The following is a 22,841-nucleotide window of genomic DNA, read 5'->3' as shown; positions in this document are numbered from 1 at the left end:
CCCAAAATAACCTTGAAAACTAGCAAATTTCTCCGGACCTGATCAAATGAAGCAGGGTCTGGCGGTTGATCTCGCCAGTCGCGGATCTTAGCGCCTCGGTGGCGCAACTGCCGCTGGCCAGTTCTGCAATCAGGTCCTCGATAGTGTCTTGAGACAACTCGCTCAGCCCCGGTGCGCCGATCAATAGTGAACGGACACGTTCCACAGGTCGGGCGACCTTGGCGGCAGGCGGGGTTGTCACCGATGCGGGCTGTTGGGGTTCCGCCTCGGGCGCGTTCTGAGGCTGAGTATTGAGCGACGAGAACCGCGAATCCGCCTCATCTGCGAAGCGTTCCAACTCTTCGAGATTTGCAGACAATCTGGACAGTTCATCCCGGTAGGCTGCCGCTTGCAGACGCAGGGAATCCAGCTCGGCCTTGGCGGTGGCGACGTTGGATTCGGATTCCGAAAGATCGGCCTGATGGTCCGATTGCTGTTGCCGAGCCGCCTCGGCGTCGGAAGCGGCCTGAACCTTTTGGGCTTCCAGTTCCGCAACCTGCGCGGCGGCACGTTCACGCTGCGCTTCCGCCTCGGAAATCTCGGCGGTCACGCGGTCCAATTCCTCGCGGGCCAGGGTGATTTCCTTTTGCGTCCCAAGTAGCTGGGCCTCGGCATTGGTGATCTGCGCGTTCACGTCCTCCAGCGATTGCGACGCCGCAGCGGTTTCGGTGGCGCGGTCGCTTGCCAGTTCCACCTCGGCGGTCAACTGAACCAGTTCCGCGCGGCGCGCATCCACGTCGCTGCGCAGTTGAGTCAGTTCTTCCTCTGCCGCGACCGCAGCCTCGGATGTCTGCTGCAGCGAGGCGACCATCCGGTCCCGCTCTTCATTCGCGGCAGTGGTTGTGGCCGTAAGGTCGTCCCGCCGGGCCTCAAGCTCTGACAGCTCGGCCTGCGCGGCATCGCGCTGGCTGGCGGCGTCGGCGATTTCGGCGGCAACGTTGTCGCGTTCAAGGCGCATATCTTCCAGCGCGGCCTGCAGGTCCGATCTGGCCTGCGTTTCCCCTTCGATTGCCGATTGAAGGTCCGTTTGCTGCGCCTGCAGTTCATCCCGCTTGGCATTGAGTTCGACCAGAGTTTCATTGGCTTCCGTGATCGAACGCTGCGATCCTTCCAATTCTTCGTTCGAAGCAGCGAGTTCAGCCGTCAATTGGTCCTGCTCTTGGCGCAAACCTTCAATCGAGGCCGTCAGATCCTGCAGCGCTTGCTGGTCGTCTTGCAAAGCGCTCACCGCGTTTTCTGCTGCGGATTTTTCCTCGGCGGCCGACTGGACGGCATCTTCAAGTTCCGAGCGCTGTGCCGCCAGCGTTTCCAACTCGGCGGATACCGCGTCGCGCCGGTCGGACAAGCTGGTGAGTTCGGTCCGGGATTGATCAACTTCGGCGCGGGCGGTCTGTAGTTCTTGCCGCAGCACCGCTAGATCATCTTCCACGGTCTGGCGTTCCAGTTCCAGTTCCGCCAAATTCAACGAGGCTGCCTCGGACTCTGCCCCGGCGGCTCGTGCTTCTTCGATGGATGTGGCGAGGGTTTGGTACTCTTCCCGGCGCTGGGCGATTTCATCTTCCAGTGTCGCCATCTCGGATCGGGTGTCGGACAGGGCCGTTTTTGCCTGTTCCAATTCGGTAGCGGCGTTCGAAGCCTGCGAGGCTGATGCCGCCAATGCCTGCTGCGCTTTTTCCGTTTCGGCACGAAGGGACGCAAGTGTATCTGATCCCTGCGCCAGTTCGTCCTCTGCCGCAAGCTTTTCATTCTGCAGAGCTTGCAGCGTGTCCTTGGCGGTCGCGATTTCCGTCTGCAACGCCTCGAATTCCTCGGTGGCGCGTTGCAGATCAAGGCCCGCCGTTTCCTTCCGCTTCTCCATCGCTTGAAGCGACGGTTCCGCATTGGCAATGACGGCTGCGAACTCTTCGGCCTCAGTTGCCAGTTGGTCCCGTTCCGAGGCCAGCGCTTGCACCTGTTCACGCAGGTCGGCCTCTTGCTGCTGCAATTCGCCCAGGGCTGCGGACACGTCTTGTTCCTGATCCTGAGCGGTTCCGATCGCGGCTTCCAGCGCGTCTTTTTCCTGTCGACGTTGCTGGGCTGCCGTCTGCAAGCGCGTCAGGTCCGTTGTTGCGCTGACGATTTCCTCGTGCAGGTTCGACAGGTCGGACTGAGAACTCTCAAGTTCGGATCGGGATTGCCCTAGCGCCGCACTCAATGTCTCAAGCTCGGTTTGCTTGGCAGAAAGGTCTGATGTGACGGATTCCAGATCAATACGCGAGGTGACAAGGGCTTCGTCCAAGGCCGTCATCTCGGCGTTTGCTTGGGCCTGAATGTCCTGCAACGCATCGACTTCGGTCTGCAATTCATCGGCAAGCGTGCGGTCTGCTGCAATCTGGCTTTCAAGCTCTTGCATTTCGAGTTTCAACTGCTCAAGGGTGCTGACCTCGCCCCTTGATGTCTCGATCTGTATTTGAAGCTCAGCAAGCTCGGCGCTGGCTGTCTGGTTTTTGGCCTCGACCTCTTCGAGTTCGGCATTGGTTTCGGCGAGCAACGCGCCCTTAACGTCAACTTCGCCTTCCAACTGGGTCCGGGCTTCTTCCAGTTCGGCAATACGCGCAGCGTGGTCCAACCTTTGGGCATCTGCAGATGTGATCTGAGCTTGCAGGGCAGACAGTTCACCTTCTGCCTGTTCAACCTCTTGGATCAGATTGTCTTTGGTGGATTGCGCTTGGGCGATTTCGTCTTCCAACAGCGAAAATATCTTTCGCAAAGACGCGGCTGTTTGCGGTGAGTCATCAGAAACCGCCGATGGCTCAACGGGGTCCTCAGCCAATGCGGCAGGGGCCCAGGCACTAAAACAAACACTAAAAATTACACAACAAACCAGAGGAAGCCGTGCCATCCCCCACTCTCCAAACAAAAAACGGCTTAGCAAGTCTCTCACAAGTTCGTGAAAAAGTCGAATCACGCATGCAGTCAGAAAGCCGGTTCCCATGGATCAATGACGTTGAACCGACAGCGCCAGGCTGCGGGATTCGAGTTTACTCAGCCGCCAGGTCTTTCTGTCTGCAATAGCACGAGGCCTTGATCTTTACGTCCGCACGGGCGAGGGCCTTGTCCAGTTGCAACTTGATATGCGCCGCTTCGATTGTTTCACCCCGACGGGTCAGGCATTCGTGCAACCCGTGCAGGCTCCAGACGTTACCCGGATGCTGGCAGGCGCGGCTAAGCGTTGCGTCCAGTCCAAGGTCGGCGCGATAAACCGCTTCGGCTTCTGCGACCTGCCCTTGTTCCAGAAGAAGCGCCCCCAGCGCGTGCCGGGTGGGCTGCATCCAGCCCCAAGGTTCGTCATAGGGCAGGGCGTCATCAATCTTCACCGATTTTCGCAGATGGTCAAAGGCGGCTTCGTGCTCGCCCTTATGATAGGCCAGTTCGCCCAGCATCATTTGCTCGGCGACCTGCAGGATATCGCGGCAGGTGTTGTTAAACAGCATCCGGCTGTCCGGCACACGTTCAAGGGCCTCATAGAACAGCGCTTTTTCAGCCTCGGCCTCATCAACGCGATGGGTATTGGCTAAAGCAACCGTGCGTGCATAGCGCATCATGGCGGTGGTGACGCTATAGAGGTCCTGATCCTCGGGCATCGCCTGATCCAGAACCTCGTGCCAGCGGCCAAAGCGGATCAGCACGTGCTGCTTCATCGGAATGAACGCCTCGAACCAATCCGCCATCGGGCGCAGCGTGTCTGTCGGCAGGGTGTCGATCAACTCCTTGGCAGCTTCCAGCGCCGCGTTGGGTTGGCCCAGAAACATCGCGCCGTAGATTTTGAAGTGGTAGTTGTGACACCGGTAGACCGAGTAAAAGTTGTCTGCCCCGGCACGCGCCAGAAACTTCCGGTCCGCCACAATCGCCGCTTCGTTGCGCAGGACCACGTTCATGTAGTCCCCACACAGCACGTCCACATGGGATGGCATGTGCAACAGATGCCCCGCATCCGGCACCAGAGTGCTGAGCGCATCGCCATGCCGCAGGGCGCGTTCGGGGTGCGGCGACATCTCCATCAGGTGGATATACATGTGTAGCAGACCGGCATGTTGCCATGCACCGGGTAGCGTGTCGAAAGCTTTGTCGAGCACGGCAATGGCCTCTAGCGTATCCGCGCCTTCGGCTGGCTCGCCGCTTGGCAGATCCCAAAGCTGCCAAGGCGTGCGGTTCATGATCGCTTCGGCAAAAACCGCGCAAATATCCAGATCATCGGGGTGTTTTTCATAGGCCTTGCGCATTGCGTCGGCGAAGGCATCATTCCATGGGCTGAAATCTTCGATATCCGAGGTTGCTGGATACCGCGCTGGCAGGGCCTCGATAAACGCGCGCTCGACTGGGGTTACTTTGTCCGGCATCCTGTGCGCCGCTTCGATGGCGTTTTTTGCGACTTCGATGCAATCGGGTTTTTCGTCGTCCTCGAAGGTCTCCCAGGGTTTGTTGTAGTTGGGGCCGATGCAGTAGGCGATGCCCCAACTTGCCATCGCACAGTCGGGATCAGCGGCGAGCGTTTTGCGAAAGCACTCGATCGCTTCTTCATGGTTATAGGCGTAGGTCCAGGCCAATCCCCGGTCGAACCACAATTGAGCTTCCGTGGACGACGTCGAAACCGGTCGAGAGTATGTGCCAAGATCATAATAATCCATCATAGCGGCCTCCTTCCCCTGTATCCGGTCAGGGTACACCATCCGCCTAGGTCCACAAAAGGGCACAGGATTGCGGTGGTTGCCTTATAGTGTGAGTACTATGCGCCCTGAGCTTAGGGGCTGCTGCACGGTCAAAAAGGAAAGACGCGCGTGTATCTGGGTTTGGATTTGGGAACGTCAGGTCTTCGGGCCATTCTGGTCGATGAGGCCGGTCAGGTTGAAGCCGAGGCTGAAGCGGCCATTGAAACCTCGACTCCGCATCCCGGTTGGTCCGAGCAATCCCCGAATGATTGGATCGAGGCTTGCAAATATGTTGTCGCGGTCCTGCGGGATACCAGCCCAGCAGCGTTTTCCGCCCTGCGCGGTATCGGGCTGAGCGGTCATATGCACGGGGCGACCTTGCTCGATGAAGCCGGGACGGTCCTGCGGCCCTGCATTCTGTGGAACGACACGAGGTCAGCGCAGGAAGCCGCCGCGCTTGACCGGATTCCTGAGATGCGCGCGGTGACCGGCAATATCGTCTTCCCCGGCTTCACCGCCCCCAAGTTGGAATGGGTGCGCGCGAACGAACCGAATATCTTTGCCAGGGTCTCAAAAGTTCTGCTTCCGAAAGACTATCTAAGGTTCTGGCTGACCGGTGACTACATCAGCGACTTATCCGACAGCGCCGGCACCGCATGGCTGGATGTCGGGCAGCGGAAATGGTCGGACACGGCACTTGGGCTGAGCCACATGACCACAGATCAGATGCCGCGTCTGGTCGAAGGCAGCGCACCGGGCGGAGAGCTGAGGCCCGAACTTTTGCAGGAATGGGGTCTGCCCGGACCGGTCGTTGTTGCAGGCGGGGCCGGGGACAATGCAGCGGCAGCCTGCGGGATCGGAAGTGTCAATGAGGGCACCGGAATTCTGTCTTTGGGCACTTCGGGCGTTCTGCTGGTTTCGAAAGACCGCTACGCGCCCGCGCCGGAGACCGCCGTGCACTGCTTTTGCCACGCAGTGCCCGAGCGCTGGATACAGATGGGCGTTATTCTGTCGGCGACAAACAGCATGAACTGGCTGTCGCGCAATCTTGGGCAGCCGGTAGGCACGCTGGCCTCGGCTCTGCCGGACAAGGTTGGCGGGCCGTCTGCGATCACCTTTCTGCCCTATCTGTCGGGCGAGAGGACTCCGCATAACGACAGCGACATCCGGGGTGCTTTTCTGGGGCTGGATGTCTCATCCGAGCCCGCCGATCTGACCCGCGCGGTGATGGAGGGCGTTGCGTTCGCCATGCGCGATTGCCTCGACGCGTTGAAAAGCACCGGAACCGCGCCGGGCAGTCTGCTGGCAGTGGGCGGCGGGGCGCGATCCCGATTTTGGCTGGAAACCTTGGCGACCGTGTTGAATACACCGCTGGCCCTGCCCAAAGGCAGCGCATTCGGAGCGGCCATCGGAGCCGCCAAACTCGCCGCCTGCGCCGCGAGCGGGGCGGATGTGGACGACATCATGACACCGCCCGATATTGCCGAACTCATTGAGCCGCGTGACGATCTGGTTACCGCATATGAAGCCGAGTATCAGCGTTTCAGGCAGTTTTACGCCGCGCTATCGCCTCTGGCGGTACGATGACGATGGGACAGGGCGCGGAGATCAAAAGGGTTGTGCTGGAAGACGGTGACATGTCCGTGGCCCTTCTGAACTACGGCGCGATCACCCAAGGGTGGTGGCTGGGGGAGACGCCGCTGATCCTAGGCTATGAGACACCCGAAGACTATCTGACAGACCCGTACTATATGGGCGCAATCGTCGGCCGGGTCGCCAACCGGATCAGCGGCGCGCGGTTCGAGTTGGAGGGTGCCCAGTGTAACCTGACAGCGAATGAGGGCGAGAACACGCTGCATGGCGGGACGGTTGGCCTTTCGCATCGGTACTGGACCCTTGAACAAACCTCGCTGACTGAGGCTGTGTTGAACCTCACCTCACCCGACGGAGAGAACGGCTTCCCCGGCGAGGTCCGGTTTGACCTGCGCGTTCAACTGAAACATCCGCGTCTGACCTATTCGATCTCCGCGCAGCCGGATCGTCCGACGCCAATCAGTATTGCGCAGCACAATTACTATACGTTGGGTCGTGGGCGCACCGTGTCAGAGTTCAGGCTGAAACTGGCCTCGGACCGCTTCCTAGAGGTTGACGATCAAGGGATACCGTCGGGCGCGCTGCGAGAGGTGAAGGGAAGAGCGCTGGATTTCACTCACTCGAAACCTGTTGGCGAGGCGGCAACGGATCTGGACCATTACTTTGTCTTCGTCCCCGACCGAGATCATCGCGATCCGGTCGCAGACGTCCACGCTCCGTCCGGCCTTAGCATGACCGTCTATTCCGACCAACCGGGCGCACAGGTGTATTCCTCGGCGCATCTGTCGGTTCCGTTCCACAGTGGAGCCGGCCTGTGTGTCGAGCCCTCGGGCTATATCAATGCGCCGAACATCCCTGCGTTTCCGTCGATTATCTATTCTCCGGATCACCCGTATCGCCAGACGCTCACGCTGGAGATTTCCGGTAAAAGCTGAGGAGGAAAGGGCAGGCCAGTGTGGCGCGCCCTAACCGCTCGGGGCGGGCAGGTTCGAGATGTGCATTGAGACCGCGACAAAAAACAGAACGCTGCCGATCAGAACAAAGACGTGCCAGATGGTGTTGTGAAACGGCATCCGGTCCATCAGGTAAAAGACCACGCCGGTGGTGTACATTCCGCCGCCGGCCAGCATGAAGCCCACAACCGTCAGGGGCAGTTCGGTCAGGATCGAACTGCCCGCCCAAACGGCGGCCCAGCCCATCGCAAGATAGAGAAACAGTGCGAACCACTGAAAGCGGCCGGGGTCCACCATTTTGAGCGCAGTACCGATGATGGCCGACCCCCAGAGCCACGCCAGAAAGCCCGGCGCGGGCACGCTGGACAGCATGATGAACGGCGTATAGGTGCCCGCGATCTTGACGTAGATTGCCGAGTGATCCAGCCGCCGCAAAAGCCCGCTCCACCGGTCGTTTTCGACCATGTTGTAAAGGGCGGAAAAGACCAGCATCAACAGGAGTGAGACGCCATAGATATTGGCGCTGAGGATGGCGGTTGTCTCGGTTCGGTAGGCAACAGTCAGCGCAATCAACGCCGGGACGGCGACCAAGGCAAGGCCTATGCCCAAAACATGGACGACACCGTCACTCAGGCGCTCGGCCCGGCTGTATGCCGGTCGGATGTGCGCAACTGACCACATATGTATAAGGTAAGGCGGAAGACCTAACGCTTCAATAACAATAACGAAATCGTGCCGTAGGGATCAGGTTGGATCGTCGTCTGGTTTGGGATCCTTATAACGGTTGAGGTCCAGAATCCCCGCCTGAATGGTGTCGTTCTGTAAAAAACTTGCGTTTATCTGATCACTTACGGCCCAGAAATCGGGGCTGGTCCGGCGCACGCCGTATTCGGCGACCACATCTATCCAGTCTTTTGGCGTGCGCATCGACGTCAGGACCTCTGCGAACGGTTTCAGTTGATTGTCCTGAATTTTGAAAAAGAAGTTCGGATAACTGCCGATTATCCCGGGGAGAATGGTCAAAGTGTCTTCGTCGGGCGTCCGGCGGGCCTGTTCGTTGAACAGAAAGGCCACGTTGTCATGCGCCTTGTCATGGGCGAGCGTAAATATCTCGGCAGGGCCGTCGGTTTCCACAACAAGAACAGAGAGGTCCGGCAGGAACTTCACCCAATCTCCGGGTTTGTTGGCCAGTGTGCTTAGAACGCGACCGGTCTGGTCAGGCCGACAGTTGCCGTCCGGGCATCGGTTGATTGGGTCCGTGGTCGCCCATAGCCCGTTGCCGCGTTCAAGCAGGGCCAACAGGAACTCTTGTTTCGGGGTCTCTGTCGCGAAGTCGATCCCGGTGGCAAAACTGTCATCGACGCGGCGTTGGTGCCAGTAGGTGTGGATCTCGGCCAAAAGGCCTTTGTACCAGCTTGCGTGCAGTGCGGGCCGGACCTCGCGCGGCAGGAAGGTCAGGAACAAATCCTCGCTCTCCATGCGCAGCTCGTCCATGTAAAGCCGAGTGGCAAGCTGGTGTTCCACACGTCCGAACACGTCATATCCGGCGACAAGATCGTAGTAAATCCGCTCGAAAATCGGGTAGTCGATAACCCACGCCGTTTCGGGGATGCCGCCATGAAACCCGGTCATGGCCGAGGCGTTGTCAAAGTGGCGAAACACGGTGATCAACGCGTTGGGGTTTATTCCGTTACCGTCCCAGATGGCATCATATTCGAAGCCCGCGTCGTGCAGCGGAGTGTCCCGATACCGCAGATCTCGGAATTCGAGATACCGGATCTGGTTTTTGTGAGAGACCCCCTGAAGGTTGCCCAATAGCCCACGCTCGACCTGTGCAACAGGCAGTTCAAGATGCACCGCACCATCATCTAAATAGTCTGGGTCCGTAATCGACAGATCGAAGTCCGGATCAAGGAAGCTGACCCAGAACCGGTCTTCGATCACGTCAACGGCGGTTTCGCCGTGGCAGACCGGTCCCCGGATGAAGCTGCGAACAAAGAACAGGGCGTCGTCCAGCATGAACTGATAGCGGCTACGAGGCGGAATAGGCGCGAAGGTGCTGAACGGGTTGCCGCCTTCGGCGTCGCCGTAGGGCGGCAGGTCCGTCAATGCCCAGTCGGGGGTCAGGAACAAGTCCTGAAAGCGCGCCATCCGGTCCGGGCCGAGGCTGTAGACGAGATGTTCTTTATGCACGATGGTCTCGTCCACAGGCTGCAGGCGATAGTAGAACGGGGCGTTGCCCGGATCGTCAAAGGGACGGCGCGTGGCGATCACTTCGACCGCTTCGCCTTGCGGGGTCGCTGAGCGGACGAGTTGGAAGAACCGGCGCGGGTCGTCGCCCGGAAAGTGAAGCCGGGCGAGGAATAGATGCTCGTACAGGTACCGGCTCATCAACTGGTTGCGGGGGGCGGGCGTGTTCAGAAATCCCTCCCACGCGGCGATCTGTTCGGTGATGTCGCCGGGAAGATCGGCTGAGGCAGCGGGCAGCGATGCCCCGTCGCGCAGCCAGGTGATCAGGGTCTGAAACTCGCTGTCCGAAAGTGGTGCGGTGGCATAAGGCATCCCGGCAAGCGGGTGACTGTCTCGAAACGCCTCGAACTCCTGGGGAGTGGGACAGGAGAGGGGGCGGTCGAGGGCAAGGGCAAGTTCGTCGGGAACAGGGGCGTTGGGTTCCAAGGGCTTGTCGCGACCTAGATTGAGATAGCGCTCAAGCAGGTTCGCAACACCCGTTGGTGCTCCGGGTCCCGGCAAAACAGTGTGGAAACCAAAATCGCGCCATTCCGTCACCGATTGAGCATCAGTCCCCAGCCGCGTCGGCTGCGCGTCATTCAGGCGTTGCGTGTGATAGACCGCCTCTTTTGAGCCGCCACGCAGCAGCCCTGCGGAGGATGTCAGTTTTAGCTGGCAAGGCGCGTCATAGCAACTGTGGCAGACCACGCAGCGCTGATCCAAAACCCCTTTGACTTTGGCCCAATCCGTTTCGGGCAAAGGGGCGGGTGTGATGAAACCTTCGGATTCAGAATTGCTGCCATCCGACTGCGACCAAACAGGCGTGCAGCACAGTAGAAAGAACGCAGCGGCAAAGCCTTTTGGAATTGCCCGGATGATCGACGGTCGCGTTTTCAATATCCGCTTCCTCCAAACCTGCTGGAGTGCTGCCATTGGGGCGGCCAACGCGTGCAAGCCGCCCCGGCTTTTAGTTATTCGAAGTTGTAGGGCACGCCAGCCTGATTGATCACGCTGTTATACTCGCGGAAGATGCCCACGATTTTCTTGTGCACTTCTCCTTCCTGCGCGATCTCGTTCCAGAACTCCTTGGCCGCGTTTTCGACCTCGGCCCATTCGGCGGGCGGCACTGACCGTAGTTCCAGCTTGTCGCCATTTGCACGCAGGGCCGCTTCGCCGCCCCAATACCACTGGTTGCGATAGGTGTGGCCCGCCTCAATCCCCGCCATCACGATGGATTTGAGGTGATCGGGCAGTTCATTCCAGCGTTCCTGATTTGCGAACCACGATCCGATCCACGCGCCCGAGATGTTGTTGGTCAGGAAGTAATCGGTCACATCGGCCCAGCCAACGGTGTAATCCTCGGTGATGCCCGACCAGGCCATACCGTCAAGCTCGCCGGTCTGTACGGCGACCTCGGCGTCTTCGTAGGGGATGTTCACCGGCACCACGCCGAACTTGGCGAGGAAACGACCAGCGGTGGGGAAGGTGTAAAGCTTCAGGCCATCAAGATCGGCGACCGAGGTGATCTCTTTCTTGGTGTTGAAGTTGCACGGGTCCTGCCCCGCCGCCGACAGCCACTGAACCCCGACCTTGGCGTATTCATCTCGCCAGATATCGGCCAGCCCGTATTGGTTGAACAGCACCGGGACGTCCAGAATATGCTTGGTTGCAAAGGGGAAATAGCCGCCAAATACGCGCAGCGGCGTGGGAGACGCCATCGAGTCATCGTCGGAATGCACCCCGTCAATGGTCCCGCGCTGCAGCGCCTGGAACAACTCACCGGTCGGTACGATCTGGTCGGCGAAGAACAGCTCGATCTCCAATTCGCCATTGGCATTGGCGTTGATGTAGTCGATGGCCGGTTTGGTCACATGTTCGCCCAACGCTCCGCCAGCATAGGTCTGGAACCGCCATTTGATCGGCGCCTGCGCTTTGACGATTGCGGGCGCGGCGAGCGTTGCGGGGGCCGCTATGGCAGCGGTCCGCAGGAAACTGCGTCTTGTTGTGGTCATTGTCTTCCTCTCCTGTGCTTTTCGTTGAACTTCGATCCGGTTGCTCCGGTTTCTCGTTCTTGTTTGCTCAGTTTCCGTAGACGACGCCCGGAAGCCACAATGCGATCTCGGGGAAGGTCATAACCAGCCCCAAAGCCAAAGCCATCACACATACGAAAGGTATGATGGAACGATAAATATCTCCAATAGTTACTTCCGGCGGGGCCATCGCCCGCATCAGGAACAGGTTATATCCGAACGGAGGGGTCATATAGGCGATCTGGCAGGTGATCGTGTAGAGGACGCCGTACCAGATCAGGTCAAATCCAAGCGCACCAACCAGCGGCACGTAAAGCGGGGCTACGATCACCAGCATGGCGGTGTCGTCCAGAAACGTGCCCATAAGAAGAAAGCTAAGCTGCATCAGGATCAGGATGATCCACGGGTTCAGGCCCAGCTGAACGGTAAACAGGTTCTCAATCGCCTTCACCGCGCCCAGACCATCGAAGACAGCGCCAAAGGCAAGCGCGGCTAGGATGATCCACATGAACATGCAGGTGATCCCAAGCGTCTGCTTGACCGAGGTCTCGAACACCTGCCATGTCATCCGGCGTTTCAGAACGGCGGCCAGAAAGGCAGCGATGGCCCCCAGCGCCGAACTTTCCACGAGCGAGGTCCAGCCGTTGACAAAAGGCACCATCATCACCGCGAAGATACCTAGCGGTAACAGCCCGGCGCCCAGCAACCGCATCTTTTCGCCGGGACTGACCTGCGCGCGCTCGTCTTCGCTCATCGCGGGGCCGAGCGAGGGATTCAGGCGGCAGCGGATGGCGATGTAGATGATGAACAGGGTCGCCATCATCAGACCCGGCACAACGCCAGCCAGCCAAAGCTGCCCGACGGGTTGGCGCGCGATCATGGCGTAGAGAACCAGCACAACGGACGGGGGCACAAGAATCCCAAGCGAGGATCCGGCCTGTATCACCCCAGTCACCATGATCTTGTCGTAGTTCCGCCGCAGCAGTTCGGGCAGGGCGATTGTCGCGCCAATCGCCATCCCCGCAACCGAAAGCCCGTTCATGGCCGAGATCAGAACCATCAGCCCGATGGTTCCGATAGCCAGCCCCCCGGACAGCCCGCCCATCCAAACGTGGAACATGCGGTAGAGATCATCTGCGATCCGGGATTCCGAAAGGATGTAGCCCATGAAGATGAACATCGGCAGCGTCAGCAGGGGATACCAGCGCATCACCTTGATCGCGGCGGCAAAACCCAGATCATACCCGCCCCGGTCCCCCCACAGGAAAAACGCGGCGATGACGGCAACGAAACCGATGGCCCCAAAGACGCGCTGCCCGGTCAGAAGCATCAGCATCATGGTCGAGAACATGAGCGCGGCGATCACTTCGTAACTCACCCGCGATGCCCTCCTTCAAGGTCCTCGGGGGCCATGTGCACCGGCTCATCATCCTTCGGGCCCATATCGTGGCCCTTCAGGCGCAAGATGTCCTTGAACAGTTCCGAGATCGTCTGCAGCAGCATCAGGAAAATGCCGATCACCATGATCGTCTTGATCGGCCATATATAGGGCCGCCACGCTGAAGACGACCGTTCGCCCCCATACTGGAACGAATACATCAGACTGTCCCAGCCGCCCCATAGCAGAAAGCCCAGATAGACCATCAGGAACAGCACAGTGATCGCATCCACCTGACTTTTCCGCCGGTCGGCCCACTCCCCATAAAGCAGATCCATCCGCACATTCGCGCCCATCTGCATCGCATAGGGCCCGCCAAGGATGTAATAGGCAACCATCGCAAACTGCGCCATTTCCAGCGTCCACAGCGACGGAACAAAAAAAGTTTTGGACACCGAGGAATATAGCAGGATCGCCATCATCACGAAGATGCCGTACATGATGATCCGCCCCAGAATGCGGTTCGAGCGGTCCACGAACCGGATATAGGCCTTCATCGCAGCGATCACGAGACGGCAACCTTTGCAGGATACGCGCTTGGGAACACGGCTTCGGCCATCGGATCACGGATTGGAATCTTGTAGCTCACCCCGGCATCAGAACGGCAGGTTTTGCGTCTGTCAAGAACGACGAGGTCTTGGAACACCTTGAGAGGTCACGGAATTCTTGCGAATGCCCCAAAAAGTGTATTTCGGGGAAATGCGCAGGGTCCTCCTGAAATCCCGGTTGACGGCTGATGGATTGACGTGCTGGCTAGAACTTGGGCCAAGCGGGCCATGGAAAGAGCGGGCAGGGCAATGGCCAATCAGTCACCGGAAAAGGCGGTTTTCCTCAGCGGCAGCCTGATGGGCCATGTGACGCGTATGTCCCTGACAACCAGCGCTGGGCTGATGGCGATCTTTGCCGTCGACTTCATCGACATGGTTTTCATCTCGATGCTGGGCAATGACGCGCTGGCCGCAGCCGTCGGGTATTCCGCGACGCTGCTGTTCTTTACCAACGCCATCAACATCGGCCTGTCGATCGCCGCCGGGGCGCTGGTAGCTCGCGAACTTGGGGGAGGACGGGCAGATCAAGCGCGACACTTCGCGTCCAGCGTCGCTGTTCTGGGTGTCATCGTCGGGCTTGTCACGCCGGTTCTGGTGCTGCTCAACCTGAGCTTCCTTCTGTCCCTACTTGGGGCCGAGGGCGAGGTTTTGCGGCTCGCGACCCGATATGCCTCGATCATCGTGCCGACGATGTGGGTCATGTCCCTCGCCATGGTCGCGATGGCCGTCCTGCGCGCACATGGGGACGCGCGGCGGTCGATGATGGCGACGATTTATGGCGGCGTGGTGAATGCGGTGCTGGACCCGATCCTGATCTTTGCGGTCGGGCTGGGGTTGGATGGGGCCGCGATTGCCTCGGTTCTGGCGCGCATCTGCATGCTGGCCGCCGCGCTGTGGCCGGCTTTGCGGGTCCACAAAGGGTTCACGCGTCCGTCTTTGCGGCAGGTGCGGCAGGACCTCAAGCCTGTGCGCGCGATTGCAATTCCCGCCGTGCTGACCAATGTCGCCACCCCCATCGGCAACGCCATCGTGGTGCGCGAGATTGCCCAATACGGCACAGATGCGGTCGCGGGCATGGCCGTGATCGGGCGGCTGATGCCCGTGGCGTTTTCGGTCATCTTTGCGCTTTCCGGTGCGATTGGTCCGATCATCGGCCAAAACTACGGGGCCGAGCAATTCAGCCGCGTCCGCGCCGCCTTTCTGGCGGGCATCAAATTCACCGCCATCTACGTTCTGGGCATGGCCGCGATCCTGTTCCTGCTGCGCGCGCCGATTGCCGATCTGTTTCAGGCACAAGGTGAGACGCGGGTGCTGATCTACCTGTTCTGCGGACCACTGGCGTTGGCCTCGTTTTTCAACGGGGTCATCTTCGTGTCAAACGCCAGTTTCAACAACCTTGGCCACCCGGTGTATTCCACATGGGTCAACTGGGGCCGCCACACCGTCGGGACGTGGGTGTTTGCAGTGATCGGCTCGAACCTGGCGGGGGCCTCGGGCGTGTTGTTGGGGCAGGCCTTCGGTGGTGTCGTCTTTGCAGTGATCAGCTGGGTGCTGGTCAGGCGGGTTGTGTCCCGGATGGAACGGGCGCAGGCGGTTGATCCGTTCGAGGATCAGAACCGGCTTCATTCGCTGTTCGGGCGTCGAGGGTGGTAGACCGCAGCCGGGGTAGATCGTGCATCCAAAAGGCTAATCATCGGGCGGTCCGGCGGCCTCCGACCATCTTCATTTGCCAATTCATGAATTCGTTGTAAGCTGCACGTAAGATTGCAAAAATCGCTGCTGATTTGCGCAGTGTCATTCAGAAAATCACTTAGGCGCATGAGGATAGATAATGTCCCGGAGTCTTTTGAAATTCACCCGTATTCTGGAAATCGTCGGGGACACGATCAAGGTCCGCGTGCCGTTTGACGGCGCAGAAGACGCGGCGGTCCGGTTCAACGATCTGGCGGTGATTGAGGCGATAGATGGCCGCAAAACACTGGCGCAGGTGATCTTTATCGACCGGGATGTGGTCACGCTGCAGGTGTTTTCCGGCACCAAGGGCATTTCGACCGAGGCGACTGCGACCTTCCTTGGCCATCCGATGCAGACGCCCTATTCGGCAAATATTCTGGGCCGGGTGTTTGACGGGGCAGGTGTGGCGATTGACGGCGGGCCGGACCTGTCGTCCGAGCCTCGCATCGACATCGGCGGCCCGACCGTGAACCCGGTTGAACGCGCGGTGCCTAACAAGATGATCCGCACCGATGTGCCGATGATCGACGTGTTCAACACGCTGGTCGAAAGCCAGAAAATCCCGATCTTTTCGGTCTCGGGCGAGCCGTTTAACGCCTTCCTAAGCCGCATCGGAATTCAGGCGGATGCCGATATCGTGGTGTTCGGCGGGCTGGGCCTGATCTTTGACGATTATCACACGTTCCGTACGTCCTTCGAAGACGCAGGCGTGTTCGCGCGCACAGTGATGTTTGTAAATCAGGCGATGGACCCTCTGGTGGAACGCCTGCTGGTCCCCGACATGGCGCTGGCCGTGGCCGAGAAATTCGCGGTCGAGGAGGGCAAGCGCGTGCTAGTCCTGCTGACCGACATGACAGCCTATGCCGACGCGATGAAAGAGGTGGGGATCAGTCAGGAACGCGTGCCATCGCAGCGGGGCTATATGGGGGACCTCTATTCGCAACTGGCGCGCCGGTATGAGAAAGCGTGTGATTATGCCAAGGGCGGCTCGGTCACGGTGCTGACTGTGACCACGATGCCCGGCAATGACGTGACCCATCCGGTGCCGGATAACACCGGCTATATCACCGAAGGCCAGTTCTACCTGCATTCCGGCGTGATCGATCCGTTTGGCAGCCTCTCGCGCCTCAAGCAAAATGTGATCGGCAAGACCACGCGTGAAGATCACGGGCAGATCATGAACACGATGATCCGGTTCTATTCCGAAAGCCGTGATGCCGCGCAGAAACAGGCGATGGCCTTTGATCTGTCGGATTACGATCATCAGTTGCTCAAGTTCGGCGGGCTGTTCCGCACGCGGTTCATGGACATCAACGTCTCGATCCCGTTGGAGGAGGCGCTGGATCTGGGCTGGAAAACTCTGGCCGAGTGTTTTGCGCCCGAACAACTGCTGATGAAGCAAACCCTGATCGACAAGTATTTCCCCAAGGATGCCAATGGCGCGGTTGCAGCTGAATAAATCGTCGCTCGCGCGCGAGCAGACGCAGCTGAAAAGCTATGAGCGGTTCTTGCCGTCGCTGGACCTCAAGCGCCAGCAGTTGATGGCCGAGCGGGTCAAGGCGCGCAAGGATGTGCAGCGTCTGCAAGATGAGGTGCATGCGCTGGCCCAGCAGGTTGGGGAAAAGCTGCCCATGCTGGCGCAGCAGGGGATTGATCTGGACGGTCTGGTCGAACTCAAGGACTACAAGGTCAAAGAGGTCAACGTAGTGGGCGTCAAAATGCCCGATCTCGACCGGATCGAGGTTGCGGTGCGCCCCTATTCGGTGCTGGCCAAACCGCATTGGGTCGATGCCGCCGCAAGCCTTCTGCACGACATGATCGAAGCCCGCCTGCGCGTCAAAGTGGCCGAGGAACGGGTGCGGATTTTCGACAAGGCGGTGGCCACGATCACGCAACGGGTCAACCTGTTCGAAAAGGTTCTGATTCCGCGCGCCAAGGCCAACATCAAGAAAATCCGCATCTATCTGAGCGATGAGCAGATACAGGCGGTGGTGCGCTCGAAAATCTCGAAACGCAAACATGCGCTGGAGGCGGTGACATGACCGTCGCGCGGCTCAAGAAGATGTCTCTGGTCGGGCCCGCTGCGCATAAGGGGGATACGCTGACGGCGTTGCAGGATTTGGGTTGCATGCACGTTCTGCCGCTGGTGCCGCCGCCGGATGAGCCGGAAAAGATCAGCGACCGCACGGCAAGAGACGCCTATAAGGCCCTGCGTTTCCTTGCGGAAATCTCCGATCCCCGGCGTCAGATACAGCGCGACCCCGATTTTGACATGGACCGGTTCGTGCCCAAGGTGATCGACCTGATGCAGCGCACCCGCGACACCATGGACCGCCGGGATTTTCTGGCGCATCGCATTGAACAGGTGCGCCCTTGGGGTGATCTGGATTTCCCGCCGACGGACGCTTTAGCCGGCAACCGGCTGTGGTTCTACCAACTGCCCGTCAAACATCGCGCTTCGCTGTCCGAATTGACGCAGCCCTGGGCGATTCTGGAAGAGGATCACCGTTATCTCTACGCCGTTCTGATCGCACCGGACGAGCCCGATGATGACATTCTGCCGGTCCCGCGCACCCATACCGGCTCGCTGCCCATTCACGAGTTGGAAGCGCAATTGGAAGATGCGGAAATCGAATTGGAAGCGCTGGAGGCCGAACGGGTCGCCCAGACGCGCTACCTGACCCTGATGCGGCGCAACCTGTCGGTTGCCGAAAGCGCTGCGGAACTGGCCCATGCGACGCAAAAGGTACGAGACGCCGAGGAGGTGTTCGCCGTGCAAGGCTGGGTGCCCGAAGATCGCATCGATGCGGTTCTGGAGATGGCGGACGCGAAGGGCGCAGCCGCGTTGATCGAGGAACCGGGGCCGGACGACGCCCCGCCCACCTTGTTGGAACAGCCTGAAAACCGTCGCGCCGCGGTCGATCTGGCACTGTTCTATCAGGTGCCCGGCTATCGGGACTGGGACCCGAGCGTCATTGTCGCGGCCTCGTTCGCGATCTTCTTTGCAATGATCATTGCGGATGCGGGGTACGGCGCGGTCATTCTGCTGGGCCTGCTGATCTTTTGGAAGAAACTTGGCGGCTCGGCGGATCAAAGATCATGGCGGCGCTACGGCCTGATCATCTCGGGCGCGACGATCCTGTATGGCGTTCTGGTCGGCAGCTATTTCGGCGTCGCGCCGCCGGACGGGTCGGTCTGGGCGAAGGTCAAAGTGCTGGATATCAACAATTTCAACGCGATGATGATGTTGTCCATCGTGGTGGGTGTGCTGCATCTGATTCTCGCAAACGCTCTGGCGGCGCGGGCGGCGTGGGGGCGGCGCAAAGCCATTGCCAATCTGGGCTGGATCGCGGCGCTGACAGGCGGGTTCGTTCTGTGGCTCAGCCATATGAACGACAAATCACCGGCGCCGGGTGCGGCGGTTATCGGCGCAGGCGTTCTGGCCATCGTGCTGTTCTCCAGCGAACGGGTGATCACCAAACCCACCGACTGGCTGTGGCGGTTTATCGACGGGCTGCAAAGCCTCGCCGGGGCCATGGGCGCGTTCGGCGACGTGCTCAGCTATATGCGCCTGTTTGCGCTGGGTCTGGCCTCGGCCTCGCTGGCGATCACGTTCAACGATCTGGCGGTGCAGGTGATGCACGCGCTGAAAGGGCCGGGCATCCTGTTCGGGCTGCTGATCCTGATCGTTGGCCACGTCCTGAACTTCGCCCTCGCGATCATGAGTGGCGTCGTTCACGGCTTACGCCTCAATTACATCGAATTCTTTAAATGGGGTCTGCCGGACGAAGGCACAGTCTTTCGCCCGTTCGCCCGCAAGGAGGTTCAGGAATGAATGATCTTGTTCTTACATTGGGCTGGCTGGGCATCTATGCGCCGATGGCGCTGGGCGCGGCGGCCAGCGCCATTGGCTGCTCGATCGCCGGGATGGCCAGTATCGGCGCGATGACCGAGACCGAAGGCGGATATGGCCGTTTCGTGGGCGTCTCGGCCTTTCCGTCGACGATGGTGATTTACGGCATCGTCATCATGTTCACCCTGAACCGCGAGGTGACGCCCGAGAATGCAGGCGGCTTGTTTGGTATCGGCATCCTGTCGGGTATCGCGCTGATGTATTGCGGCATCTGGCAGGGCCGGGCCTGTGCGGCGGCAATCAATGCGACCAAGGAAAAGCCCGAGATTTTCGGCCTCGCACTGGCCCCTGCAGCTATTATTGAGGGCTTCGGGGTCTTTGCCTTCGTCTTTGCCCTGGTCATCAGCGCGGGGATTAGCTGATGGCACAGGACAGCACGATTTCCCATGGCGTGGACGCTCTGATCGACAAGCTGCGGGAGGACGGAGTCGCGGCGGGTCAGGCCGAGGCCGAAAAGCTGCTGGCCGAGGCCAAGGCCGACGCCGCGCGCATTCTGGCTGACGCCAAGCGCGAGGCCGAGGCGTTTCAGAAAAAGGCCCGGACAGATACCGATAACTACCGCGCGGCTGGGGAAGAGGCGCTGAACACTGCCATGCGGGATGCGGTATTGACGATGAAGGCCGGGCTGACAGATCGGTTCAAACAGGATGTCGAACGGCTTGTGACCAAGGAAATGGCCGATCCCGATCTGTTGAAACAGATGATCCTCGAAGTGGTTGGCCGCGCGGCAGAGGGAGCCAGTCTGGACGGCAAGGTGCAGGTCATCCTGCCCGCCAAGGTCGCCACGCAGGAAGATATCAAGCAAAACGCCGATGACATTCAGTCAGGCAGGCTGACGAAATATGTTCTGGGGCTGACAGCGAAAATGCTGCGGGAGAATGTGGAACTGCACAGTTCGGACGACATTCAGGACGGAATCCGGGTTCGCGCCGAAGATCAGGGCGTGGTGCTGGACCTGACGGACAAGGCCGTTGCCTCATTGCTGATGGAGCATTTGCAACCCCGGTTCCGCTCCGTTCTGGAAGGAGTGATCCGGTAGGATGCCCGACGCCGACGCCTATATCGCGCTGATCTGCAGCCTGCCGGGGTCCGAGCGGTTGTTCGTCGCCAAACAACCGCCCCTGTCGCGAATCCGGCTCGATCGTCGCCTGAAGGCGCTTACGCGAGAGGACGCGCAGGTGTTACACACTCTGGAACACACCCTGAGTTGGAGTGCTTACGACATGGACGTCACCGATGCGCAGGCGGTTCATCGGTGTAAGCAGGCACTGCAGGATATCCCTCAGCCAACGTTAAAGAGACTGTTTCTAGAGCGGATGGAACTGCGCTCGGTCATTGCCGCCCTGCGTCTGCGCAAACGCGGCGAAGGTGCGCCGTCCGGTCCAATCGGCGTCGGGCGCTGGAGCAGGCATATCCCTGCCCACTGGGGCGATTCGGTGTTCGGTCTGGAAACGGCTCTGCCATGGGTGAAAGAGGCGCAACAGCTTTTGGACAGCGATGATCCGCTGGGTCTGGAACGGCTGCTGCTGTCGGTCAGTCACAAGCAACTCAAACGCCACGCCGCGCGCCATATGTTCGATTTCGAAGCGGTGGCGATATACGTCCTGATCTGGAACATCTTTGACCGCTGGGCGCAAAGCAGCGCACAAGCGGCGGCCACGCGGTTCGAGGCCCTGGCGCAGCAGGCCATGTCCGGCATCGCCGAAGTCGATTTTGAGGGAGCATACGCATGACAGCCCCAACCTCATCCGCCCAAACAGCCACGGCCCAAGTCGTCTCGGTGCAGGAGGGGCTGGTGCAAATTCAGGCCAACCCCGACGCCTCGGGCCACCCCGGCCAACTGGTCAAGAATGAGGTTGTCTACATACTGCCATCCCGCCCCGGCCCACGCGGGCGTCAGGAACGGCTCAAGGCCGAGGTGCTGCGCGTGCGCGGCGACACGGCGGATGTGCAGGTCTATGAAAGCACGGATGGCGTCGCCGTCGGCGATCCGGTCGAGCAATCCGGCCAGTTGCTGTCGGTCGAGTTGGGGCCGGGCCTGTTGGGGCAGGTCTTTGACGGGTTGCAATCGCCGCTGCCGAAAGTGGCGGCCGAGTTCGGCACCTTCCTGCCCCGCGGCGCGGATGTCGCTCCATTGGATGATCAAGCAAAGTGGTCCTTTTCGCCAACCGTGAAAGTGGGCGATACGGTGACCGCAGGCGACAGTATCGGCACCGTGCCAGAGGGGCATTTCAGCCACAAGATCATGCTACCGTTCAATTGGGTCGGCGATTACAAAGTGGTCTGGGTTCAAAAGGGCGCGGCTACGATCCACGATATCGTCGCACGGCTGGAGGATGAGCAGGGCGGCGAACATACCCTGACCCTGTCGCAGAAATGGCCGGTGCGCAGACCGCTGCCCGAAAGCATCCTGAAACGCGCCTTGTCGGAACGGCTGTACCCGACAGAACCGGTGCTGACCTCGCAGCGCCTGATCGACACGTTCTTCCCGATCGCGCGCGGCGGTACCGCCTGTATTCCGGGGCCGTTCGGGGCGGGCAAGACCGTGCTGCAGAACCTGGTCGCCCGGAACGCCAAGGTCGATATCGTGATCGTCGTGGCCTGCGGCGAACGCGCCGGGGAGGTGGTCGAGACCATCGCCGAGTTCCCCAAGATGACCGACCCTTCCACGGGCAGTAGCCTGATGGACCGGACCATCATCATCTGCAACACGTCCTCGATGCCAGTCGCCGCGCGCGAGGCTTCGATCTTCACCGGCATCACGCTAGGCGAGTATTACCGCCAAATGGGCTACGATGTGCTGCTGATTGCCGACAGCACTAGCCGCTGGGCGCAGGCGATGCGTGAAACCTCTGGCAAGTTGGAAGAAATCCCGGGCGAAGAGGGCTTTCCGGCTTACCTCGAAAGCTCGATCAAGGGGCTTTACGAGCGGGCAGGGGCGGTCAAAACCAACGACGGAGACTTGGGCAGCCTGACCCTGATCGGCACAGTCTCACCCGCAGGCGGGAACTTTGACGAACCGGTCACGCAGTCGACCCTTTCTACGGTGAAATGCTTCCTCGGCTTGTCGTCGGAACGCGCATATAAACGCTTCTACCCTGCGGTCGATCCAATGCTCAGCTGGTCGCGCTATCTGGATCAGCTATCGGCCTGGTACGACAAAAACGCCGAACCGGGCTGGACCGGGAAAGTCCGCGATCTGCTGGCGTTGATCGAAAAGGGCGAACAGGTCGATCAGATGATGCAGGTCACAGGCGAAGAGGGCGTGACCATCGAAGACTTCGTGACCCAGCAAAAGGCGCTGTTCGTCGATATGGTCTACCTGCAGCAGGACGCCTTTGACAAAGTCGATGCAACCGTCCCGCTAGAGCGGCAAAAGATGACCTTCAAGCTGGTCTATGATGTCACGCAATCCACTGCGCAATTCGCGGAAAAGGCCGAGGTTCGGCAGGTCTTTACGCAACTGACTGGGCTGATGAAGAACTTCCACTATGCGGCTGAAAACACGCCGGAATACAAGTCGCTCTGGGGTCAGATCGAAGGCCTGTGCAGCGAAAAGTTCGGTGTGTAAGAGAAAAATGGTAGCCCGTAGGGGAATCGAACCCCTCTTTCCAGGTTAAAAACCTGTCGTCCTAACCGATAGACGAACGGGCCATTTAAGCCAGACAAGCGCAGG

Annotated in this window: 17 protein-coding genes and 1 tRNA gene; 10 read left to right on the top strand and 8 right to left on the bottom strand. The window is 59.8% G+C overall.

Annotated features, from left to right (window positions below):
* Positions 1 to 19 precede the first annotated feature (19 nt).
* Together ACR0NJ_RS11975 and ACR0NJ_RS11970 are read right to left on the bottom strand one after the other, a co-directional pair.
* Entirely contained in the window at positions 20 to 2,767 is a 2,748-nt protein-coding gene (locus tag ACR0NJ_RS11975) for a coiled-coil domain-containing protein (RefSeq protein WP_480817362.1), read from the bottom strand.
* A 292-nt stretch (positions 2,768 to 3,059) separates the two neighbouring features.
* Positions 3,060 to 4,709 (bottom strand): tetratricopeptide repeat protein, encoded by a 1,650-nt coding sequence (locus tag ACR0NJ_RS11970; protein ID WP_480817361.1) that lies wholly within the window; start codon positions 4,707 to 4,709, stop codon positions 3,060 to 3,062.
* 147 nt (positions 4,710 to 4,856) lie between these two features.
* Here ACR0NJ_RS11970 and xylB point away from each other — a divergent pair, with 147 nt between their 5' ends.
* Together xylB and ACR0NJ_RS11960 are read left to right on the top strand one after the other, a co-directional pair.
* Positions 4,857 to 6,314, top strand: coding sequence for a xylulokinase (xylB, locus tag ACR0NJ_RS11965; protein ID WP_480817360.1), 1,458 nt, complete (start codon positions 4,857 to 4,859; stop codon positions 6,312 to 6,314).
* On the top strand, positions 6,311 to 7,255 hold the full coding sequence (locus ACR0NJ_RS11960; protein ID WP_480817359.1) for an aldose epimerase family protein: 945 nt from the start codon (positions 6,311 to 6,313) through the stop codon (positions 7,253 to 7,255). The genes xylB and ACR0NJ_RS11960 overlap by 4 nt, the downstream gene beginning before the upstream one ends.
* Positions 7,256 to 7,285: 30 nt before the next feature.
* On the opposite strand, the gene trhA is transcribed toward ACR0NJ_RS11960, so the two are convergent.
* From trhA to ACR0NJ_RS11935, 5 genes are all read right to left on the bottom strand, one after another.
* Complete coding sequence (gene trhA / locus ACR0NJ_RS11955) at positions 7,286 to 7,954, bottom strand: PAQR family membrane homeostasis protein TrhA (RefSeq protein WP_480817358.1); 669 nt, start codon at positions 7,952 to 7,954, stop codon at positions 7,286 to 7,288.
* 63 nt (positions 7,955 to 8,017) lie between these two features.
* Positions 8,018 to 10,399: a fatty acid cis/trans isomerase gene (locus ACR0NJ_RS11950; RefSeq protein ID WP_480817357.1), complete on the bottom strand. Its 2,382-nt coding sequence runs from the start codon at positions 10,397 to 10,399 to the stop codon at positions 8,018 to 8,020.
* 74 nt (positions 10,400 to 10,473) lie between these two features.
* Positions 10,474 to 11,514 carry a TRAP transporter substrate-binding protein gene (locus ACR0NJ_RS11945; RefSeq protein ID WP_480817356.1) on the bottom strand — a complete coding sequence of 347 codons (1,041 nt, stop codon included), beginning with the start codon at positions 11,512 to 11,514 and terminating at the stop codon, positions 10,474 to 10,476.
* 67 nt (positions 11,515 to 11,581) lie between these two features.
* Positions 11,582 to 12,910 carry a TRAP transporter large permease gene (locus ACR0NJ_RS11940; protein WP_480817355.1) on the bottom strand — a complete coding sequence of 443 codons (1,329 nt, stop codon included), beginning with the start codon at positions 12,908 to 12,910 and terminating at the stop codon, positions 11,582 to 11,584.
* Positions 12,907 to 13,476, bottom strand: coding sequence for a TRAP transporter small permease subunit (locus ACR0NJ_RS11935; protein WP_480817536.1), 570 nt, complete (start codon positions 13,474 to 13,476; stop codon positions 12,907 to 12,909). The genes ACR0NJ_RS11940 and ACR0NJ_RS11935 overlap by 4 nt, the downstream gene beginning before the upstream one ends.
* A 291-nt stretch (positions 13,477 to 13,767) precedes the next feature.
* Between ACR0NJ_RS11935 and ACR0NJ_RS11930 the strand changes: the two genes are divergently transcribed.
* The 8 genes from ACR0NJ_RS11930 (at position 13,768) to ACR0NJ_RS11895 (ending at position 22,736) form a co-directional block, all read left to right on the top strand.
* Positions 13,768 to 15,171, top strand: a complete 1,404-nt coding sequence (locus ACR0NJ_RS11930) for an MATE family efflux transporter (RefSeq protein ID WP_480817354.1) — start codon at positions 13,768 to 13,770, stop codon at positions 15,169 to 15,171.
* Positions 15,172 to 15,349: 178 nt separating this feature from the next.
* Positions 15,350 to 16,711 carry a V-type ATP synthase subunit B gene (locus ACR0NJ_RS11925; protein ID WP_480817353.1) on the top strand — a complete coding sequence of 454 codons (1,362 nt, stop codon included), beginning with the start codon at positions 15,350 to 15,352 and terminating at the stop codon, positions 16,709 to 16,711.
* Positions 16,689 to 17,294 (top strand): V-type ATP synthase subunit D, encoded by a 606-nt coding sequence (locus tag ACR0NJ_RS11920; RefSeq protein ID WP_480817352.1) that lies wholly within the window; start codon positions 16,689 to 16,691, stop codon positions 17,292 to 17,294. The genes ACR0NJ_RS11925 and ACR0NJ_RS11920 overlap by 23 nt, the downstream gene beginning before the upstream one ends.
* Positions 17,291 to 19,087 (top strand): V-type ATP synthase subunit I, encoded by a 1,797-nt coding sequence (locus ACR0NJ_RS11915; protein WP_480817351.1) that lies wholly within the window; start codon positions 17,291 to 17,293, stop codon positions 19,085 to 19,087. Before ACR0NJ_RS11920 ends, ACR0NJ_RS11915 begins: the two co-directional genes overlap by 4 nt.
* On the top strand, positions 19,084 to 19,527 hold the full coding sequence (locus ACR0NJ_RS11910) for an ATP synthase subunit C (protein WP_480817350.1): 444 nt from the start codon (positions 19,084 to 19,086) through the stop codon (positions 19,525 to 19,527). Before ACR0NJ_RS11915 ends, ACR0NJ_RS11910 begins: the two co-directional genes overlap by 4 nt.
* A complete protein-coding gene (locus tag ACR0NJ_RS11905) occupies positions 19,527 to 20,204 on the top strand; it encodes a hypothetical protein (RefSeq protein WP_480817349.1) in 678 nt (225 codons plus the stop codon). The genes ACR0NJ_RS11910 and ACR0NJ_RS11905 overlap by 1 nt, the downstream gene beginning before the upstream one ends.
* A 1-nt stretch (position 20,205) precedes the next feature.
* Positions 20,206 to 20,898: a hypothetical protein gene (locus ACR0NJ_RS11900; protein WP_480817348.1), complete on the top strand. Its 693-nt coding sequence runs from the start codon at positions 20,206 to 20,208 to the stop codon at positions 20,896 to 20,898.
* Positions 20,895 to 22,736, top strand: a complete 1,842-nt coding sequence (locus ACR0NJ_RS11895) for a V-type ATP synthase subunit A (RefSeq protein WP_480817347.1) — start codon at positions 20,895 to 20,897, stop codon at positions 22,734 to 22,736. Before ACR0NJ_RS11900 ends, ACR0NJ_RS11895 begins: the two co-directional genes overlap by 4 nt.
* Positions 22,737 to 22,744: 8 nt before the next feature.
* Here ACR0NJ_RS11895 and ACR0NJ_RS11890 read toward each other — a convergent pair.
* A tRNA-Lys gene (locus ACR0NJ_RS11890) sits at positions 22,745 to 22,819 on the bottom strand.
* Positions 22,820 to 22,841 lie beyond the last annotated feature (22 nt).

The sequence above is a fragment of the Ruegeria sp. F11 genome (assembly GCF_056533855.1).
The sequence above is the reverse complement of the archived record's forward strand: the minus strand, read 5'-3'. Positions and strand labels throughout refer to the sequence as shown.

Bases quoted from the DNA above. Each gene is read 5' to 3' on its own strand.
- ACR0NJ_RS11915 (WP_480817351.1), top strand. From the start codon at position 17,291: ATGACCGTCGCGCGGCTCAAGAAGATGTCTCTGGTCGGGCCCGCTGCG.
- ACR0NJ_RS11895 (WP_480817347.1), top strand. From the start codon at position 20,895: ATGACAGCCCCAACCTCATCCGCCCAAACAGCCACGGCCCAAGTCGTC.
- ACR0NJ_RS11910 (WP_480817350.1), top strand. From the start codon at position 19,084: ATGAATGATCTTGTTCTTACATTGGGCTGGCTGGGCATCTATGCGCCG.
- ACR0NJ_RS11945 (WP_480817356.1), bottom strand. From the start codon at position 11,514: ATGACCACAACAAGACGCAGTTTCCTGCGGACCGCTGCCATAGCGGCC.
- ACR0NJ_RS11930 (WP_480817354.1), top strand. From the start codon at position 13,768: ATGGCCAATCAGTCACCGGAAAAGGCGGTTTTCCTCAGCGGCAGCCTG.
- ACR0NJ_RS11920 (WP_480817352.1), top strand. From the start codon at position 16,689: ATGGCGCGGTTGCAGCTGAATAAATCGTCGCTCGCGCGCGAGCAGACG.
- ACR0NJ_RS11960 (WP_480817359.1), top strand. From the start codon at position 6,311: ATGACGATGGGACAGGGCGCGGAGATCAAAAGGGTTGTGCTGGAAGAC.
- ACR0NJ_RS11925 (WP_480817353.1), top strand. From the start codon at position 15,350: ATGTCCCGGAGTCTTTTGAAATTCACCCGTATTCTGGAAATCGTCGGG.
- ACR0NJ_RS11905 (WP_480817349.1), top strand. From the start codon at position 19,527: ATGGCACAGGACAGCACGATTTCCCATGGCGTGGACGCTCTGATCGAC.
- trhA (WP_480817358.1), bottom strand. From the start codon at position 7,954: ATGTGGTCAGTTGCGCACATCCGACCGGCATACAGCCGGGCCGAGCGC.
- ACR0NJ_RS11900 (WP_480817348.1), top strand. From the start codon at position 20,206: ATGCCCGACGCCGACGCCTATATCGCGCTGATCTGCAGCCTGCCGGGG.
- ACR0NJ_RS11970 (WP_480817361.1), bottom strand. From the start codon at position 4,709: ATGATGGATTATTATGATCTTGGCACATACTCTCGACCGGTTTCGACG.